We start from the raw sequence: 18,317 nt of genomic DNA, 5'->3' as shown, positions 1-18,317 counted from the left end.
GGTTTATAAAAGAGGTGGACAAAAACAAGGCGGTACTCCTCATGAACATCGATCAACACGCAATCGTGTCGCGCGATCAATGGTTGGCGGCACGCAAACAGCACCTGGAAGAAGAAAAAGCCTTTACCCGCGAGCGCGACCGCTTGAGCGCCCAGCGCCGCGCGCTACCGTGGGTGAAAGTGGACAAGGCCTATCACTTCCAGGGCCCCGAAGGCTCGCTGAACCTGGCCGATCTGTTCGGCGAGCGCAGCCAGTTGGTGGTCTACCACTTCATGTATTCCCCGGACTGGGACCAGGGCTGCACGGGCTGCTCGTTCCTGTCCGACCACCTGGACGGCGCCAACCAGCACCTGGCCCACCACGACGTGGCGCTGGTGGCCGTGTCCCATGCCCCGCTGGCGCAACTGCTGGCGTTCAAGCAGCGCATGGGTTGGCAGTTTGACTGGGTGTCGTCGTGGCGCAGCGACTTTGACGAGGATTTCGAGGTGGCTGCCAGCGAGGCGCAAAAGGCCTCAGGCAGCATGACCTACAACTACGAGCCGATGGCAGCCCAAGGCGAGATGCCCGGCCTGAGCGTGTTCTACAAGAACCCGGCAGGCGAGATATTCCATACCTATTCGGCCTATGCGCGTGGCCTGGATATCCTGGTGGGCACCTACAACTACCTGGACCTGACGCCCAAGGGGCGCAACGAAGAGCAGATCATGGACTGGGTCAAGCTGCACGATCAGTACGAAGGCGCAGCCACGGGAGGCTGTTGCCACCACTGAGGCAGGCGCTGCCTGGGCAGCGCCTGGGGCATCAGAAGTCGCGCTTGTAGAAGATATCCAGGGAACTGGCCACGCCCCCGGCCGCCTCCAGGTAGACCTTTTTGCTCAGTTTGTAGCGCAGCGCGATGGTGTTGGCCGGCTCGAACACCCCCACCCCGTAGCGCAGGCTCAAGCGCTCCGACAAGTTGCCGCTGGCGACCACACTGGTGCTGTCGCCACTGCCGGAGGTGTCCAACTGGAAGTCCTGGATGCCCAGGTCTTTGGCCATGCTGTCGGTGATCCCTGAACTGCCGGCCAGGCCCAGGCCCAAGGCCGCCTGGGCGAGCATGTTGTTGTCTTCCCCGGTGGTGCTCAGCGGGCGGCCCAGCACCAGGTAGGACAGGGCCTGCTCCTGGCTCATGGCCGGTTCCGAGAACACCACCGTGGTCGGCTGCTCGGCGCTGCCGCTCAGGCGAATGCCGGCGATCACGTCGTCGGTCTGGCGGATGGCTTCGATGTCCAGGTAAGGCTGGTCGATGGGGCCGGCGAACAACAGGCGTGCCCGGCGAATGGTCAGGCGCTGGCCGTAGGCGCGGTAGCGGCCGTCGTTAAGGTTCAACTCGCCGCGGGTGTCCAGGTTGTCGCCGATGTGCACGTGGCCGGCCAGGTTGGCGGTCAGGCCGAAGCCGGTGAAGCTGAGCTTGTCCTGGCCCACTTCGACGTTGATGTCCATGGCCATCGCCAACGGCGCGTTGCCCTCTTGGGTCTGGTGGCCGACGATCACCGCGTCGTCCGACAGCTTGACCGTTGAGGGCGGCAGCTCGCGCACGGTGATCGCGCCCTTGGGCACCAGCACCTTGCCGGCGATGGCCAGGCGCTCGCCGTCCATCTTGATGGTCAGGTCGGGCGCAACCTCCAGGGCCGCGTAGGGCTCGACGCTGACCGGCAGGCGCGTGCCGGAGACCTTCACGTCCACGGCCAGTGCCTGGCCCCAGGCGATGTGCCCACCCACCGAACCTACACCTGCGTCGCCGCTTTTCCAGCCGCCGCTCAATTGCACGCTTTCCCCGGCGATCAGGGCTTGCAGGTTCAGGTCATGCACGGTGGTGGGCAATTCGGCGCCGGCGACCAGGCCGTCGCTCAGGGTCACCTTACCGTTGACTTGTGGCGCCAGCAGGGTGCCCGACAGGCTGCCGTTGCCGTTGAGCCGGCCTTCGATTTTTTCCACCATGGGCACGAAGGGTCGGGCCACGGCCAGGTCCAGGCCCGACAGCTGGAAATCACCGGACAGCGGCTTGTTGCGTGCCAGCGGGTTGATCCGCGTGTTGACCTTCAAGGTGCCCAGCTTGGCGCCATGGAAATCCAGCGTGGTGTCGACCCGGCTGGGCGCAAGGTTGCTGCTCAGGCGCAGGGTGTCGTAGTTGAAGTCCACCCACTGGCCCTTCTCGCGCAGGCGCAGGGTGCCATTGCCGGCGTCCACCAGCACCACGCCCTTGGGCCCGGATTTGGGCAGATCCAGTTGCAGGTCGGCGTTGAGCTTGCCCTGCCAGGCGAAATCCTTGGGCAGCCATTGCGCCAGGCTGTCCAACGGGAACTGCTTGAGGTGCCAGCGCAGACGCGGCTCGGGGGCCAAGCGCTGATCCTCGCCGCACAGGCTGGCCTGGCCAGACTGCCAACAGTGGGCAGCAAAGTTGATGCGCCCGTCGGCCAGGCGCTCAAGCTTGGCCGGTGCACCCAGCTTCCAGTCCTGGCCACCGGCCTGCACCTGGCCGCTGTTCAGGCGGCCGCGCCAGTTGCCCTTGTCCAGGTTGCCGTCCAGGCCCAACGCCAGTTTCAGCTGTGGCCCGTTCAGGCTCAGGTCCAACTGCTGGCGCTTGATATCGCCCAGGCCCTTGAGCGCAAGCGTGCCCAATTGCGTGTCGCCTGCGCGGATGCCACTGCCGGTCAAGTCCAGCTTGCCGCGCTGGGCGCTGTCCAGGCTGGCGTCCAATTTAAGGGCCTGCAGGCGATTGTCATCCATGGCCAGTTGCTGGCCGTTGAGCGTGAGCTGACCTTGCGGCGCCTTCAGGCTACCGGCGACGTCCAGGCGGCCCTTGACCTGCCCCTGCAGCCCGGGCCACAGCTGGCCCAGGCGGGCCAGGTTGATGTCGACTTGCCCGGCCAGGCGCTGTTGCAGGCTGCCACTGCCGTTGATGCGGTTGTCGCCCAAGTGGATGTCCAGGGTGCCGAGGGTCCAGCGCTCGCCCGCGCCTTGCGCCTGGGCCTTGAGCACCGCAGGCTGGCCGCGCAACCGGCCCTTGATGTCGAGGTCGGCGTCCACGCTCAATTGCTCGTTTTTGAACTCACCTTTGCTGCGCAGGGGGCCGGCCAGGTTGCCGGGCAACTCGGCCAACCAGAACGCCGGATTGAGGTTGCTCAGGTCCAGGGCGGTGTCCCAGGCAATCCCGTCGGCAAACTTCAGGTTCAAGTGGCCGCTGGCAGTGCCCTGCCCGGCCTTGAGTTCCAGTTGGGGCAAGAACGCTTGGGCCAGGTCGCCGCTGAACGGGCTGCCCAGCGTGAAAGCACCGGCGGGGCCGTCCAGGGCGCCGTTGAAGTTGCCGATGTATTTGCCGTCTTTGTAAGACACTTCGGCATTGAACTGCCGTGCCGCGAACTCTGGCTCCGGCACCACCGGGTACAGGCGGTGCCAGGGGAAGTCGAGCCAGGCCAGTTTCGCGTCGGCGCTAACACCTTGCTGCCAGTCCAGGCTGCCGGTCAGCTTGACGCTTTGGCTGTCGCTGGCGGTGATGTCCAGCGCCTCGATCAGCGCGCCCTTGGCGTCGACCCGGCCTTTGAGCGCCAGGTTCATCGGCCCCTGCTCGGCCGGCAGGGTGGCCTGCCCCGCCAGCACATAGCCGGCCTTGAGGTCGCCCTGCCCGGTCAACAGCAACTGGTTGAGCTGCAGGGTGTCCGGCAGGCTGGCGTCGGGCTGGAAGTTGTCTGAAGTGATGCGCACTTGGGCCGGCAGGTTGTCGGCCAAAGGTTGCAGTTCGCCGCTCAGGTGGCCGTCCAGGTAACCGCTGCTCTGGCCGTCCAGCTTGAGGGTCTTGAGCAGATCGCCGTCCACCTTCAAGGCCAGCGCCCATTCCTTGCCGCCCACTGCGGGCAGCTTGACCTGGGCGGTCGCGGCCAGCGGCCATTGCCCCCCCGGTTGCAGGGTGCCGCTCAGGTCCAGGGCCAGGTCTTCGCGTTGCAGGTGCAACGACTCGATGTGCATGCCTTGGGCCGTCCATTGCGCGGCCAGGTTGAGGCTGCGCAGTTGCTCGGTGCCGTCGATCTGCAAACTGCCGACGTATACCGACCCCAGGCGGATGGCCACCGGCAGTTTCAAATCCGGCAGGCTGATGGGGCCACTGTTGGAGGCCTCCTGGGACGGCGGCAACTGCAGGCGGATCTGCTCCACTTCCAGGCGGTCGATGCACAGGGTCATCTTCAACAGGCAACCCGGCGACCAGTCAAAGGCCGGGGTTTGCAGCTCCAGGCGCAGGTCGTCCTGCTGCCACAGCACATGGTCGGCGCTCCAGTGCCCGGCCAGGCGGCCCTGGAAGTTATCCACCTGCAGGCCCGGCACCTGGGCCAGTGCCCAGCGGCTGCCCGCCGGGGTACCCAACACGCAACCGATGCCCACGACCACCAACACCACCAGGGCCAGCAGCCCCAGCAAGGCGAATTTCACGCCACGTTCAAAGCGCACGCTCACAACTCGGGCCCCATGGAAAAGTGCAGGCGAATGCCGCCGTCGTCATCCAGCGCATGGGCCAGGTCCAGGCGCAACGGCCCCACTGGCGAGACCCAGCGGATACCGATGCCCACCCCGGTTTTCAGGCTTGGCAGCTCAAGGTTGTTGAACGAGTTGCCCTGGTCGACAAAAGTTGCGATGCGCCATTTTTCGGCGATCGAATACTGGTACTCCAGGCTGCCGGCGATCATGTAGCGGCCGCCGATGCGGTCGCCATCGGAGTTCTCCGGCGACAGGGTCTGGTAGTCGTAACCGCGCACGCTTTGGTCACCGCCGGCAAAAAAGCGCAGCGACGGCGGGATCGACTTGTAGCCATTGGTGGCACTGCCACCCACGGCCAGCCGTGCCAGGAAACGGTGGTTGTTGGCCACGGTGGTCAGGCCCTTGACCAGCATGTTGGCGTGGATCAGGTTGGTGTCGGACATCAGGCCCTCCTTGGCGACTTCAGTGTCAAATTGCAGGCGGTAGCCGTTGTGCGGGTCAACCTTGTTGTCGCTCTTGAGGTACGAGTAGCTGATACCCGGCATCAACAGCGTGCTCAGGCCGCTGTCATCGCCCAGGCGGTATTCTTCGCGTTGCCACTTGAGCGAGATGATGCGGGTCCAGCCGCTGGGCAGCTTGCTGTGCCACTCGGGACCGATGGTCAAAAGCTTGCTGAGGCTGTCGGTGTCGGCGATCTCTTCGTATTGGTAACCGCCGGCCCAGCGCAGCTTGTCGGTGAGGGGCGGGTCCAGCGGTATGTCGTACCACAGGCCGACGTTCTGGCGGGGCGCCGACAGTTCCATCTCGGCGCCGTAGCTGTCGCCATGGGCGTTGACCCAATGGCGCGTCCAGTTGGCCTTGCCGCGCGGCCCCACGTCGGTCGAGTAGCCCAGGCCCAGCCCCATAGTGCGCGGCTTGCGGGTTTGCAGTTGGACGTCCACCGGGATCACCTTGTCCACGGCCGCGGTGGGCGCGGCATCCACGCGAACGCCTTCGAAATAGCCGCTCGATTGCAGCGCCTGGTTCAGTTCGGCGATCAGTTCGGAATCGTACGGTGTGTTGCCCTTGAACGGCACCATGCGTTGCAGCAGGTCTTCATCGAACGGGGTATCGCCCTTGAAGTGCACTTGGCCCAGGGTGTAGCGCGGGCCGCTGTCGTACACCAGCTCGATGTCGGCCACGCCGGCCTGGGGGTCGATAGCCAGTTTTTGCCGGGTGAAGTGGCCACTGAAATAGCCGAAACGCGAAGCCTGGTTCTGGATCAGTTTTTTCGCGTCTTCATAATGGCCGTGGTTGAGGACGGCACCTTCGCGCAGGGCCGGGCTGTCGGGCACGCGAAAGCGCTTGAACTGGGCCGCCGGGCCATCGACTCGGATCAGCACGTTGCGCAAGTGCACCGGCTCCCCTGTCTCGAGGCGCAGCACCAACCTGGGCGGCTTGCCGTTCTTGGCCGCCTGCACATCACTGCTGATGTGCGCCTGGTAGTACCCCAGGGCCTGGGCGGCCTTGCGCGCCTGCTCCTCGGCACCACGACTGAAACGCAACAACGCCTCTTCGTCCCGATCACCGAGGCTGCCGATATAACCCTCGACGTTCGCCTTGAGTTCCGTATTGGCGGGCGTGATCTGCACTTGCAAGTCATCCGCCGCAAAGGCGGCGAATGGCGTGAACAGCAGCATCAACCCGCAGGTAAATCGTCCTGAAAACTTCATAGGCGCGGATGCTATCACGAGCGAAAGGGCGTTATAGAGCCTACAGGCGACAGGAAAGTTCGGATTTCAGGCGCTGGCTTGTATCAAAACGTGTGGATTAGGATGAAAGAACACATGTTCGACTACAGGTCCTACAGCCACTTCTCCAATTTCTACATAACCCTGGCGTTTATAGAATTCCAGATAGTGCGGGTTGCCGGTGTCCAGCACCACCCCTTCGGAGCCGCTGTCCTGGGCGCACCAGTTGTGCACGGCGGTGAGCAGTTGTTCACCATAGTGATGCCCCTGAAACTGTGGGTGAATACCGATCAACGGCAGCATGTGCACGGCATCCCCCGGCACGCAGGCCAGGACGGCCTCGTGATAGTCCAGGTAACGCCGCGTGCACTTGAAGCCCGCGCTCATCACCATGCGCAGCCGCCAGGTCCAGCTTTCGGTGACCCCCAGGCGCCGTTGCGGCGGCGCGATCAGCGCCATGCCCACCAGGCGGTCGTCGACCAACAGGCCAATGCCGGGCAGGTCCTGGATGAAGTGCTGCTTCATCAGTTCGCGTACCGTGGCGCGTACCCGCTGTTCGTAACCGGCGCGTTGCGCCTCGAACAGGTGGGCGAAGGTCGGTTCATGGCGGTAGGCGTGGTAGAGCAACGAGCGCGCCTCACTGGCGTAGCCTGCGTCGAGCATGACCACCTTGGCGTCGTCGCGATGGGTTTCAGGCATGAACAAAGTCCTTGAAGTTAAAGCAGGTGTTTTGTCATGGAGGGCCGGTTCACACCTTAGGTTCCCTTCTTATTGATGCACGTTAGCAGCCAGGCGGCAGACTCGCCATGCTGGCCCCCGGCGCCTGGGTCCGTTAGCATCACCCTTTTTCGCCAGGACCTGTGCCGCCATGAAAATCGTGTCTTTCAACATCAACGGCCTTCGCGCCCGGCCCCATCAGCTGGCGGCGCTGATCGACAAACACCAGCCCGACGTGATCGGCCTGCAGGAAACCAAGGTCAGCGACGACATGTTCCCAAGGGCCGAGGTCGAAGCCCTGGGTTACCACGTGCACTTTCACGGGCAGAAGGGCCACTACGGCGTGGCCCTGCTTTCGCGCCAGGCGCCGCTGGCCCTGAACAAGGGCTTTCATACCGATGAAGAGGACGCCCAGCGCCGCTTTATCTGGGGCACCTACGCCGACGCCAATGGCCAGCCGGTCACCATCATGAATGGCTATTTCCCTCAAGGCGAAAGCCGCGACCACCCCACCAAGTTCCCGGCCAAGCAGCGTTTCTACAATGACCTGCAACTGCTGCTGGAAAGCGAGTTCAAGAGCGACCAGCCAGTGATCGTGATGGGCGACGTGAACATCTCGCCCGAAGACTGCGACATCGGCATCGGCCCGGACAACGCCAAGCGCTGGCTGAAAACCGGCAAGTGCAGCTTTCTGCCCGAAGAACGCGAGTGGATGGCCCGCCTGAAAAACTGGGGCCTGGTGGACAGCTTCCGCCACCTGAACCCCACCGTGGCCGATCGCTTCAGCTGGTTCGACTACCGCAGCCGCGGTTTCGAGGACGAGCCCAAGCGCGGGCTGCGCATCGATGTGATCATGGCTTCGCAAGGGCTGTTGCCACGGGTGGTGGACGCAGGCGTGGACTACGATTTGCGAGCGATGGAAAAGCCCTCCGACCATGCGCCGATCTGGTTGCAATTGAGCTGATAAAGCGCTGAGCTTTTCGCTACAGGGTGCGCGATTACCTGTAGGGGCGCATTGATCCGCGAAGGCCGCACCGTGGTATGCCTAATTCAACGCGGTGCTCTTTTCGCGGATCAATCCGCTCCTACAGGGGTTGCGCTGTCACGCATCGGTCATCTACCTGTCTTAATCTTTCGGCACCCTACCCGCCCTCTGGTGCCCGGCCTATGCGCCTTCGTGTTTTTCTGCTTGCCCTGTGTCTGCCTAGCCTTGCGTGGGCTAACCCGGCCACGCCCATTCTGCGCATACAGGGTTCCAACACCATTGGTGCGGAACTGGGCCCGGCGTTGGTCAAGGCCATGCTCGAAGACCAAGGCCTGAAAGATGTGAAGATTCAGCCCGGCGAGCACCCCAACGAACAACAGGTGCTGGGCCAATCGCCCGACGGCCAGTGGTTGCAAGTGGAAGTGGACGCCCATGGCTCCAGCACTGGCTTTGCTGCGCTGGACAAGGGCGAAGCCGACTTGGCCGCGGCCTCGCGCCCCATCAAGGACAGCGAACTGGTCACCCTGGAAGGCCTGGGCGACTTGAAAAGCCCCGAGGCCGAACAGGTGATTGCCATCGATGGCGTGGCGGTGATCGTGCCGCCGGGTAACCCGCTCAAGCAACTGAGCACCGATCAGTTGGCGCAGGTATTCAGCGGGCAAATCAACGACTGGCAAAGCCTGGGCGCCGGGCGCGGCCCCATCCATGTGTATGCCCGAGACGAGCAGTCCGGCACCTGGGAAACCTTCAAGGAGCTGGTGCTCGGCCCGCGCCACCTGAACCTCACCGCCCAGGCCAATCGCCTGGAATCCAGCGAGCAGTTGTCTGATGAAGTCAGCCGCGACCCGCAGGCCATTGGCTTTATCGGCCTGCCCTACGTGCGCCAGGCCAAGGCCCTGGCCATCGGCGACGGGGAGGCCCGGGCAATGGCGCCGACCATCAGCCTGATTGCGACCGAAGACTACCCGTTGTCGCGCCGTCTGTATTTTTACCGACCGCCCGAACGCCCTAACCGTTGGGCCCAGGCGCTGGTGGATTTCACCCAAAGCGCGAAAGGCCAGGCCATCGTCGCCGGCTTCGGCTTTGTCGCCCAGACCGTGCAGGCCATCGAGGTGCAGGCCACCGAAAAAATGCCCGCCGACTACCGTGAGTTAGCCCGCAGCGCGCAGCGCCTGTCGGTGAATTTCCGCTTTGCCGAAGGCAGCGCGACGCTGGACAACAAAGCCCAAGCCGACCTGCAACGGGTGTTGGATTATGTAAAGGCCCACGGCAAGCTGGACCGCCAAGTCACCCTGGTGGGCTTTGGCGACACCAAGGACGACGCCGCCCGAGCCCTGCTGCTGTCCAAGCTGCGGGCCATGGCGGTGCGTCGGGAGTTGGTGAAAAATGGCGTGGTGTTTCGCGACATTCTCGGCATGGGCGCCGAGATGCCGGTGGCGACTAATGACCTGGACGAAGGCCGGGTCAAGAATCGCCGGGTCGAGGTCTGGATTTACTGACCGCTGCGCAGCAACTCCTTGGGCACGTACTTGCCGATTTCGTGCTTGCCGATGGCGGCGCGGTGCACTTCGTCCGGGCCGTCGGCCAGGCGCAGGGTGCGCTGCATCGCATACATGTAGGCCAGCGGGAAGTCATTGCTGACCCCTGCCCCGCCGTGCATCTGGATGGCACGGTCGATCACCCGCAGGGCGACGTTGGGTGCGACCACTTTGATCTGCGCGATCTCGCTCTTGGCCACCTTGTTGCCGGCGGTGTCCATCATGTAGGCGGCCTTGAGGGTCAGCAGGCGTGCCATGTCGATTTCCATGCGCGAGTCGGCGATCTTGTCGACGTTGCCCCCCAGGCGCGCCAAAGGCCGGCCAAAGGCGACGCGGTCCACCGAACGGCGGCACATCAATTCCAACGCCCGCTCGGCCATGCCGATCGAACGCATGCAGTGGTGGATGCGACCTGGGCCAAGGCGACCCTGGGCAATCTCGAAACCGCGGCCCTCACCCAGCAGCACGTTTTCGTAGGGCACGCGCACGTTGTCGAACAGCACTTCGGCGTGGCCGTGGGGCGCATCGTCATAACCGAACACCGTCAGCGGGCGCACGATCTTCACCCCGGGCGTGTCGGTAGGCACCAAAATCATCGAGTGCTGCTGGTGGCGCGGGCCCTCCGGGTTGCTCAGGCCCATGAACACCATGATCTTGCAGCGTGGGTCGCAGGCGCCCGACGTCCACCACTTGCGGCCGTTGATCACCCATTCATCGCCATCACGCACTGCGCGGGCGGCCATGTTGGTGGCATCGGATGACGCCACGTCCGGCTCGGTCATGGCAAAGGCCGAACGGATCTCGCCACGCAGCAGCGGCTCCAGGTACAGGCGCTTGTGCTCTTCGGTGCCATAACGCACCAGCACTTCCATGTTGCCGGTGTCGGGGGCCGAGCAGTTGAACGGCTCGGAGCCCAGCAACGAGCGGCCCATGATTTCAGCCAGCGGGGCGTACTCCATGTTAGTCAGGCCGGCACCCAGTTCCGATTCCGGCAAAAACAGGTTCCACAGGCCCTCGGCGCGCGCTTTTGCCTTGAGCTCTTCCATGATGGCCGTGGGCTGCCAACGGTCACCCTCGGCCACTTGGCGCTCGAACACCGATTCGGCGGGGTATACGTAAGTGTCCATGAACGCGGTGACACGTTCGCGCAATTCCTGGACCTTGGGGGAGTAAGCGAAATCCATGGGCGTCTACCTTATGCAATCAGCTTGTCGTGGGCATGAAATCGATGCTAGAACAGCCACCAAGATTTACCTAGCCTATTCTCGGCGTGTATAAACATTCATAACCGATATATGATCCAGTGACGCACCGGCACAACCACAACAAGAGCGCTGCCACATGAATCTGAGCAAAGTCGACCTGAACCTGTTCATCGTTTTCGACGCCATCTACACCGAAGCCAACCTGACCCGTGCCGGCCAGATCGTCGGCATCACCCAGCCGGCGGTGTCCAACGCCCTGGCGCGGCTGCGCGAAACCTTCAACGATCCGCTGTTCGTGCGCACCGCCCAAGGCATGGTGCCCACGCCCATGGCGCAGAACATCATCGGGCCGGTGCGCAACGCCTTGTCGCTGCTGCGGGTGTCGGTGCAGGAAAGCCGGATCTTCACGCCGCTGCAAGCCAACAAGACCTTCCGCATCAGCATGACTGACCTCACCGAGGCGATCATTTTGCCGCCGTTGTTCCAGCGCCTGCGCCGCCTGGCACCGGCCGTGGTGATCGAGAGCTTCTTGTGCAAGCGCCGCGAAACCACCAAGGAACTGGCCGCCGGCCGCCTGGATTTCGCCGTGGACGCGCCGCTGAACACCGACCCACAGGTGCGCCACGTCAAGTTGATGGAGGACCACTACGTGTGCGCCCTGCGCAAGGGCCACCCCATGAACAAAGACAAGATCACCCTGGACGATTACCTGGCCCTGACCCACATCCACATTTCCAGCCGCCGCAACGGCCTAGGCTACGTGGACCTGGCCCTGGGCAAGATGGGCCTGCAGCGCAAAATTGCCCTGCGCTCGCAGCATTACCTGATGGCCTCCCAGGTGCTGCAGCAAACCGACATGGTGATGACCGTGCCGGAGCGTTTCGCACGCCGGCATGACTTGAACTTCGTGCGCCTGCCGGTGGGTGACCTGCCGCCCGTGGAAACCCACCTGTACTGGCACGAGAGCACCGACCAGGACCCGGCCAACCGCTGGATGCGCGAACAGATCATCGAGCTGTGCCAGCAGGTGACACGCGCCGACCAGGCCCGCGCACAGGCCTGATCGGCAGCGGGGCCTACTGCACCTCGAACAATGGTCGGAACAGCGCATCGGCGGTCTGTGGGTCGATCCCTGCGCGCCAAATGCGCTCATGAACCTGGCCGGCCTGTTCTTGCGACACCTGCCATTGCAGGCCCTTGTTGCGTTGCGCCGCGGTCTTCAGATGGGCCGCTTTCCAGCCACCAAACTTCGGGTTGGGCTGGCTGTAATGAAAATGCGCAAACCATAACGGTGATTGCGTGTCGACCTGGCGTACTTCGTATTCCTGTAGATAGTCCACCACGCGGCCACGGGCATCGTGCAATGCCCTGGGTTCACCGTTACGCAGGACGCTGACCCGGCCTTTATCAAGCAGATAGCTCAACTGCCCGACATTAGGTTCGGCCGTCTTGAGGGTTTGTTCGATGCGCAGGCGTTGGCCTTCGATCTGCAGTTCAGCGGCCCGTTGGCGCAATTGCAAGGTCAATTCGGCATAGGGTTGCGCCTGGGTGGCAACGGCCTCCAGGTCACGCGCCCGCTTGCGCAAGCTGGTGGCTGCCAAGCCGAGTACATCCTCAAGGTTTTTAGGGGTCATGCCCTGGCTGAAATAGCCCATGGCTCGCACTGGCAGCTCTTCGGACCGAGTGAGTTCCAGGCGCGCCTCCTTTGCCAGCGACTTGCCACTGCGAACCATCTGCTGGCTTGCGGCCGCCTGCGGTTGTTGCGGCTCCCAGCGCCCTTCTGGGCTTTCAATGAAAACTTCCTGACGGGTGTCATTGATGTCCACAGTCATGATCTTGCGGCCCTGGCTGTCCCGGCTGGGGTCGCCCAGCAAAAACTCATTCTGGACCTCGAACACTCGTTTCTTGCCACTGGCCGGCGACACCGGTGCCGCCACGTTCCAATCGCGCACGGCAGATTGCCCGCGAAGATCGGCAATCAGACGATCGAGTATCTTGAACAGACGGCCGGTGTACGCTGGCTCGAAAAGCTGCGGATAGGCCAGTTGCCACTCCTCGCACTGCCACCGGAACGTCACATAGTGGTGCTCCATCTGCGCCAGCATGGCGGCGCGCGTACGCGGCGCGATCACTTGGCCGGTCATCGCCAGGTGCGTTGCATGGGCCCGCATGACATTTTCAAACAACGGCACGTAGGCGTTCTGCACGTAGTAGAAATTGGCGTCACCCAGCTCTCGCTTGAGCATCAGGTCCATCAGGAAGCCCACGCGGTTCTTTTCACCCCGGGTTCGCTTGAACAAAAGGTTTTCGGTCATCTTGGCCAGCCGGCCCTTGAAGTCGTCGGCGGCCAGTGCCGGGTCTTCGGGCGCCCGGCTAAGGGCCTGATCGCGAGGCCGGGCGGCATTGCCTTTGCGCTTTCTTTCGATGCGCCCATGCCACAGGGTGTATTGCTGATCCCAGTCCATCAATTCGTCATTGACCTTGAGCAACTGCGCCCCCAGGTCCAGGCGTTGGCGAATCAAAGGCACGTACAAGTCAAAAAACGTCGACGCGCTGATCTTTTCCATCACGACCTGCTCGACAAGTGCGTGGACAGCATCGGCCAGGGTATTGTGGGCAACTTTCAAGCGCCTGGCACGCTCGGCGCCCTCCAGGATCAGCACGATCAAGCGATGGCAGATAATGAAGCGCCGCTGGTTGCGCATAAACCCCGCGGGCAGGTTGGGCTCCAGTATCAGCGCATCATCGATGTCCGCCAGCAAGCGGATGCTGGCGTCTATTTCCTGCTGGGCGCTTTTGTGGATTGCGCGCTGTTGTGCCTGGGTAGCGGGTTGCGTACCGCTGGCTTGCTCGAAGAGCGCCTGGGTGTGCAGGGCCAGCGCATCCACCGTCTTTATCTGGCGCTCTACGCGGCCCAACGCCAGGCGCCGTTGCCGCGCCGCAGCATCCAACCACCAGTCCGCCAGATAGCGGCGCAACACCGCCGGCATGAAATTCACGCTCAGGTCCACCGCGCCCACCACGGTACTGACCACCGGCCCGCCCCCCGCCAAGCCACCCGCTACCAGTGTGCCGTGCACATTGCCATGGGTATCCCAGTGGCCGTCGCGGGTCAATGCAACAGGCTGCCGATAGGTCTTGGCGGCCGTACCGGCCAGGCGCCAAGTGCCGTAGGCCGAGTCCCATTCGATCTGGTAGGCCTTGCCCTGGCGTTGCAGGAAATAGCCTTCGGGCAACGTATAAACCTGCACGTGGCGGCCATCGATACCGGGCAAGTGCCCGTAAAGGTCCTGGCCGCTGGCGTAACCGGCAAACCCATCCGGGCGGTGGATGGCCGCCAGCGGGCGGCGAACGGAGGGCTGCGACACCTGCGACACACGCAAGCGCGTCGCCGCCCGCGCCCTGGCCGCAGACGTTGCCGGCACACCGATACCGGCCCCAGGCAACACGTCCATGGCGGCATCGATCAACGAGAGCAGCACCGACTCCAACTGGTCAAGCCCTTGCCCCGGCTTGCCTTGCGCAAAGGCCTGTACCGCCGAATTGGCTGCGTCCCAGGCGGCGTGCAGGCCGATCATGACGCCAAGCACCGGGAGTACCCCGATGGCCATCTGGATGTAGTCGAAAACGTTTTGCGCGGCCTGTTCGGTGGCAGCGAAAAACAAATCGTCCTGAGTGCGCGAGGTCGCGCGGTGCTGGGCGATCAAGCGGTTCAGGTGCTCGTTAAGTTGGTGATGGGCCAACTTGGACGTTAACGTGACAGCGCCGCCCACGCCGATGAAGCCGTCGGCGTGCTTGCCCCACGCCTGCTTGATGTAGGCCTCGTGCTCCGCTTGACGGTCGTCCACCGGGCGGCTGGCCAGGTACTCGGCCATGCCTGCCTCGCCCAAGGCCTCCAGCAAACTTTGGCGCGCAAGCTCTAGGGTGGGAAAGCCGCGTAGGAAACGGCCATTGGGCACCTCGGGCATATACAGCACGGTCAAGTCCGACGCCACATCCTTGATAAAGACCAGGCCAGACAGGTCGACGCTTTCACTGTGGCCAAGCGACGACTTGCCCGGCTTCAACTCGACGCGCAACAGTTGCACCGTCGACAAGCCTTGCACCCCGGCGTGAAACAGCGCGAGGTAGGGCGCCTCCAGGCGATGCCTGTGCCGTGCGAGGAACCCTTGCAGGTTCAGCAAGCGCCCATGGGGCGCCATCAACTGTTCATGACGCAGGCTGGCGGCGAGTTCAGACTCACCCGCGCGCCCCTTGAACACCTCGATCAGGTGTTCGCTGTAGGCTTGGGCCACATTCAGCTCGCTGACCAGCGTTTCAAGCACCTCGGCCGTCAACTCGCGGCTCAGGACCGCCGACCATTGGCCATCATAGGGTTCACAGGTCACGGCCTCCAGAAACCTCAGGCGTTCTTGCATGGGCGTGTCGATCCCCTGCAACGCCAGCGCACTCAAGCTCAACGTGACCCGCTCGGCGCTGGGCACCAATACGTTTTTCTTGCTGTTGGACGCGCCGGGCGCCCCCTCCAGGTGCCGCTGCCATTGGGTCCAGGCCGGCAGTGTCAGGTTGACCTGGTAGTGATCCGGCAACCCGCAGGCTTCCTGCACCCACAGGGTCAGCCGTGCCTGCACAAAGCTTTCGCGCGCTTGCAGCTCACGCTCAAGCACCGCATCGGCGGTCTTGACGGCATAGCCGTAGGCGCTCACCTGCGCCTTGAATACCTGGCGATCAGCTTGGGCCAGCGAACTGATCCAGGCAGGCAAGCGGCCCGCGAGCAGCGCCGAGCGATGCTGCTCGGCAATTCGCTCCAACGCCTGTGTACGGGCTTGGTGAACGCCCACCATCAGGCTTTGCAGCGCTGTCTCATAAAAGCCCTCGGCCTGGATATCGGCCTGCTGCAAGGCGGCCCACTGGCGTTGCAAGCTGTGGGCCATGAACGGGCTTGCGATGGGCTCATACACCACCTGCATGGGTGGGCCGATCAGGTTCGCCATTAACACCTGGCTCAGCGCCTGCAAGCTGTCCAGGCGCGCGAGGCCGCCGTGCAGCCCCGGCCAGTAGACCAGCACGGCAGCGTCCAGCCCGGGGGTGGTCACTGCCTGGCGCGACACGATAACAATCACGCCGCTGACCTCGTCTCGACGCTCTCCATCGGTCAGCACCACTTGGGCCGCACAATGGCTATCGGCAGGGCCCGCAGGTTGCGCCAGCAACGCCTCGAGCCTGAGCTTCTCAGCCTCGCTCACCCAACCCAGGCCGGCGTGTTGGGCCACTTCGCTGCTTATCGCCTGGGTGCGGGCCAGCAGCAGGCTGTCGAAGCACGCCTGCCCCGCGCCGGCCTCGGCCCACGGGCGGGGCTGGTCGAGCATCGCCCGGGCGGCCAGGTGTGCATCCTCGCCTGCCCGCTGCTGTGCCAATCGGGCGGTCTTTAGCACTTCAATTATCGGCACCTGCTCATCGCTCCAGGTGTCCTCCTGGATCAACGCTTCAATGGCCTGCTGCGAGTCTTCGATCAATTGCACGCGCATGGCGGTACTGAGGTCCTGGCTCAAGTGGCCAAACGACATCTGCGGACGGGCAGGCGGGTCGAAATCAGAATGTAAAAAGGCGCTGGGCGCCTGGGCGTCGATCAGGGCAAGGTTCTCAAACATGACGGTCGTCCATTAACCGGGGGAAGAATGCCCATTGGATACCGCGCGCCACCGACCAGGGTCGCAACTATGTAGCGCAATCAACAGAACGCCACTTGACGTTTACGTAAAGGTAGCTTTAGGTTAGGCAATCCCCAACAAGAGCTTGCCCATGACCCGCCAGACCTACAGCATCTCCGACCTGTCCCGCGAACTGGACATCACCACCCGCGCCATCCGCTTCTACGAAGAACAGGGCATGCTGACGCCTGAGCGCAGGGGCCTGGAGCGCATCTACACAGCGCGCGACAAGGTCACCTTGAAGCTGATCCTGCGGGGCAAGCGCATCGGTTTTTCCCTGGCCGAGTGCCGCGAGTTGATCGAGCTGTACGACCCCACTGGCGACAACAAAAAACAATTGACCCACATGCTGGGCAAAATCACCGAGCGCCGCGCCATGCTGGAGCAGCAATTGCTGGACATCGAGCAGATGAAACTGGAACTGGACACCGCCGAAGAGCGCTGCACCCAGGCCCTGGCCCGCGCGCAAGCCTGACCCAATCGCCCTACAGGAGTGGCGCCATGACCCTTCCCACCCACGTACGCTTGATTGAAGTGGGCCCCCGCGACGGCCTACAGAACGAAGCCAGGGCGATTTCGGTCGCCGACAAGATCCGCCTGGTCGACCAATTGGGCGCCGCCGGCGTGCGCTACATTGAGGTGGGCAGTTTTGTCTCACCCAAGTGGGTGCCACAAATGGCCGGCTCCGCCGAGGTGTTTGCCGGCATCAAGCGCAAGGTTGGCGCTACCTACGCCGCGCTGACCCCCAACCTGCGCGGCCTGGAGCAGGCCATGGCAGCCGGGGTGAAAGAGGTCGCGGTGTTTGCCGCAGCGTCCGAGGCGTTTTCACAGCGCAACATCAACTGCTCCATCAGCGAAAGCCTGGCACGCTTCGGCCCGGTGCTGGACACCGCCCGGCAGCAGGGCATCCGTGTGCGCGGCTACGTGTCTTGTGTGCTGGGCTGCCCCTATGAAGGTGACATCCGCCCCCAACAGGTCGCTAGCGTGGCGCGCGAACTGTACGCCATGGGCTGTTACGAGGTATCGCTGGGCGACACCATCGGCACCGGTACCCCGGGAGCGACCCGCACCTTGTTCGACACGGTGGCCGCGCACATTCCCCGCGAGCACCTGGCCGGCCACTTCCATGACACCTACGGCCAGGCCCTGGCCAATATTTATGCAAGCCTTTTGGAAGGCATCAGCGCGTTCGACAGTTCGGTCGCAGGCCTGGGCGGCTGCCCCTACGCCAAGGGTGCCAGCGGTAACGTCGCCAGCGAAGATGTGGTGTACATGCTGCACGGCCTGGGCCTGCACACCGGTATCGACCTGGATACCTTGATTGCCGCCGGCCAGCAGATCTGCGATGTGCTGGAACGGCCCAACGGCTCGCGCGTGGCACGGGCGCGGTTGGCCGGCTAAGGGGGTGGCGGTAACAGGATGTGTGTTGCAAAGGTGTTACCGCAGCCGGTGCCGGCGAGTATCAGGGAAACAAAAAACACCCGTTACGCTGACAGCGCCCTTCACCATAAAACCCAAGTCATTGAATTTAAAGGATTTTAAAAAGTTGGCACAGGACCTGCTATATCTCTTGTACAACAAAAATAAAAAAACACGCAGTACCCAATAAAAACAAGATGAAACGACTCTGACATAACAAGAACAAACGCGACAGAGGCGTAGCGAATAGATTTTTTTGGAGAGGATGTGCTTTTCAGGGGTTCGCCCCGCAACGGTTTGCAGAACAACAAAACTGCCCTGAGGCAGCGACAGAACCGGTGGGCCGGCAACGGCGACAGCAGATCAGCGCTCAAAAACATACGTTTGCTCTTGACCCCGGATGGGGGTCGCACAAAACAGCGGTAAAGGGCCACGGCTGCCAAAAACAACAACAGGCCGCCCCTCAATAATAAAAAAAGAGCATACCGATACAACCCTTGAGG

The 18,317-nt window shown here is 63.2% G+C and carries 11 protein-coding genes; 6 read left to right on the top strand and 5 right to left on the bottom strand.

Annotated elements, in window-relative coordinates; all coding sequences use genetic code 11:
* Positions 1–41 precede the first annotated feature (41 nt).
* Entirely contained in the window at positions 42–770 is a 729-nt protein-coding gene (locus tag L9B60_RS22360) for a DUF899 domain-containing protein (RefSeq protein ID WP_249673155.1), read from the top strand.
* Between the two features lie 31 nt (positions 771–801).
* Here L9B60_RS22360 and L9B60_RS22355 read toward each other — a convergent pair whose 3' ends face one another.
* The 3 genes from L9B60_RS22355 to L9B60_RS22345 form a co-directional block, all read right to left on the bottom strand.
* Positions 802–4,482, bottom strand: coding sequence for a translocation/assembly module TamB domain-containing protein (locus tag L9B60_RS22355; RefSeq protein ID WP_249679914.1), 3,681 nt, complete (start codon positions 4,480–4,482; stop codon positions 802–804).
* A 2-nt stretch (positions 4,483–4,484) separates the two neighbouring features.
* The gene (locus L9B60_RS22350; protein ID WP_249673154.1) at positions 4,485–6,221 is read right to left on the bottom strand and encodes an autotransporter assembly complex protein TamA; all 1,737 of its coding nucleotides are present in this window, start codon (positions 6,219–6,221) and stop codon (positions 4,485–4,487) included.
* Positions 6,222–6,287: 66 nt separating this feature from the next.
* The gene (locus L9B60_RS22345) at positions 6,288–6,938 is read right to left on the bottom strand and encodes a GNAT family N-acetyltransferase (RefSeq protein WP_249673153.1); all 651 of its coding nucleotides are present in this window, start codon (positions 6,936–6,938) and stop codon (positions 6,288–6,290) included.
* A 169-nt stretch (positions 6,939–7,107) separates the two neighbouring features.
* Between L9B60_RS22345 and xthA the strand changes: the two genes are divergently transcribed.
* Positions 7,108–7,920, top strand: a complete 813-nt coding sequence (gene xthA, locus L9B60_RS22340; protein WP_249673152.1) for an exodeoxyribonuclease III — start codon at positions 7,108–7,110, stop codon at positions 7,918–7,920.
* Between the two features lie 203 nt (positions 7,921–8,123).
* On the top strand, positions 8,124–9,440 hold the full coding sequence (locus L9B60_RS22335; protein ID WP_249673151.1) for a substrate-binding domain-containing protein: 1,317 nt from the start codon (positions 8,124–8,126) through the stop codon (positions 9,438–9,440).
* On the opposite strand, the gene L9B60_RS22330 is transcribed toward L9B60_RS22335, so the two are convergent.
* The gene (locus tag L9B60_RS22330) at positions 9,434–10,663 is read right to left on the bottom strand and encodes an acyl-CoA dehydrogenase (protein WP_249673150.1); all 1,230 of its coding nucleotides are present in this window, start codon (positions 10,661–10,663) and stop codon (positions 9,434–9,436) included. The two genes, L9B60_RS22335 and L9B60_RS22330, sit on opposite strands and share 7 nt — an antisense overlap.
* A 157-nt stretch (positions 10,664–10,820) precedes the next feature.
* Here L9B60_RS22330 and L9B60_RS22325 point away from each other — a divergent pair, with 157 nt between their 5' ends.
* Positions 10,821–11,747 (top strand): LysR family transcriptional regulator, encoded by a 927-nt coding sequence (locus tag L9B60_RS22325; RefSeq protein WP_249673149.1) that lies wholly within the window; start codon positions 10,821–10,823, stop codon positions 11,745–11,747.
* Between the two features lie 13 nt (positions 11,748–11,760).
* Here the strand turns inward: L9B60_RS22325 and L9B60_RS22320 are convergent, their stop codons facing one another.
* Entirely contained in the window at positions 11,761–16,335 is a 4,575-nt protein-coding gene (locus L9B60_RS22320; protein WP_249673148.1) for a hypothetical protein, read from the bottom strand.
* Between the two features lie 151 nt (positions 16,336–16,486).
* On the opposite strand from L9B60_RS22320, the gene L9B60_RS22315 reads away from it, so the two are divergent.
* The gene (locus tag L9B60_RS22315; RefSeq protein WP_249673147.1) at positions 16,487–16,870 is read left to right on the top strand and encodes a MerR family transcriptional regulator; all 384 of its coding nucleotides are present in this window, start codon (positions 16,487–16,489) and stop codon (positions 16,868–16,870) included.
* A 26-nt stretch (positions 16,871–16,896) separates the two neighbouring features.
* On the top strand, positions 16,897–17,796 hold the full coding sequence (locus L9B60_RS22310; protein WP_249673146.1) for a hydroxymethylglutaryl-CoA lyase: 900 nt from the start codon (positions 16,897–16,899) through the stop codon (positions 17,794–17,796).
* The last annotated feature ends 521 nt before the right edge of the window (positions 17,797–18,317 follow it).

It is taken from the genome of Pseudomonas abieticivorans, from assembly GCF_023509015.1.
Lineage (GTDB): Bacteria > Pseudomonadota > Gammaproteobacteria > Pseudomonadales > Pseudomonadaceae > Aquipseudomonas > Aquipseudomonas abieticivorans.
Note: the sequence above shows the minus strand (reverse complement) of the source record. Positions and strands in the feature narration are given on the sequence as shown.

Bases quoted from the DNA above. Each gene is read 5' to 3' on its own strand.
- L9B60_RS22325 (WP_249673149.1), top strand. From the start codon at position 10,821: ATGAATCTGAGCAAAGTCGACCTGAACCTGTTCATCGTTTTCGACGCC.
- L9B60_RS22335 (WP_249673151.1), top strand. From the start codon at position 8,124: ATGCGCCTTCGTGTTTTTCTGCTTGCCCTGTGTCTGCCTAGCCTTGCG.
- L9B60_RS22320 (WP_249673148.1), bottom strand. From the start codon at position 16,335: ATGTTTGAGAACCTTGCCCTGATCGACGCCCAGGCGCCCAGCGCCTTT.
- L9B60_RS22360 (WP_249673155.1), top strand. From the start codon at position 42: ATGAACATCGATCAACACGCAATCGTGTCGCGCGATCAATGGTTGGCG.
- L9B60_RS22310 (WP_249673146.1), top strand. From the start codon at position 16,897: ATGACCCTTCCCACCCACGTACGCTTGATTGAAGTGGGCCCCCGCGAC.
- xthA (WP_249673152.1), top strand. From the start codon at position 7,108: ATGAAAATCGTGTCTTTCAACATCAACGGCCTTCGCGCCCGGCCCCAT.
- L9B60_RS22330 (WP_249673150.1), bottom strand. From the start codon at position 10,663: ATGGATTTCGCTTACTCCCCCAAGGTCCAGGAATTGCGCGAACGTGTC.
- L9B60_RS22350 (WP_249673154.1), bottom strand. From the start codon at position 6,221: ATGAAGTTTTCAGGACGATTTACCTGCGGGTTGATGCTGCTGTTCACG.
- L9B60_RS22315 (WP_249673147.1), top strand. From the start codon at position 16,487: ATGACCCGCCAGACCTACAGCATCTCCGACCTGTCCCGCGAACTGGAC.
- L9B60_RS22345 (WP_249673153.1), bottom strand. From the start codon at position 6,938: ATGCCTGAAACCCATCGCGACGACGCCAAGGTGGTCATGCTCGACGCA.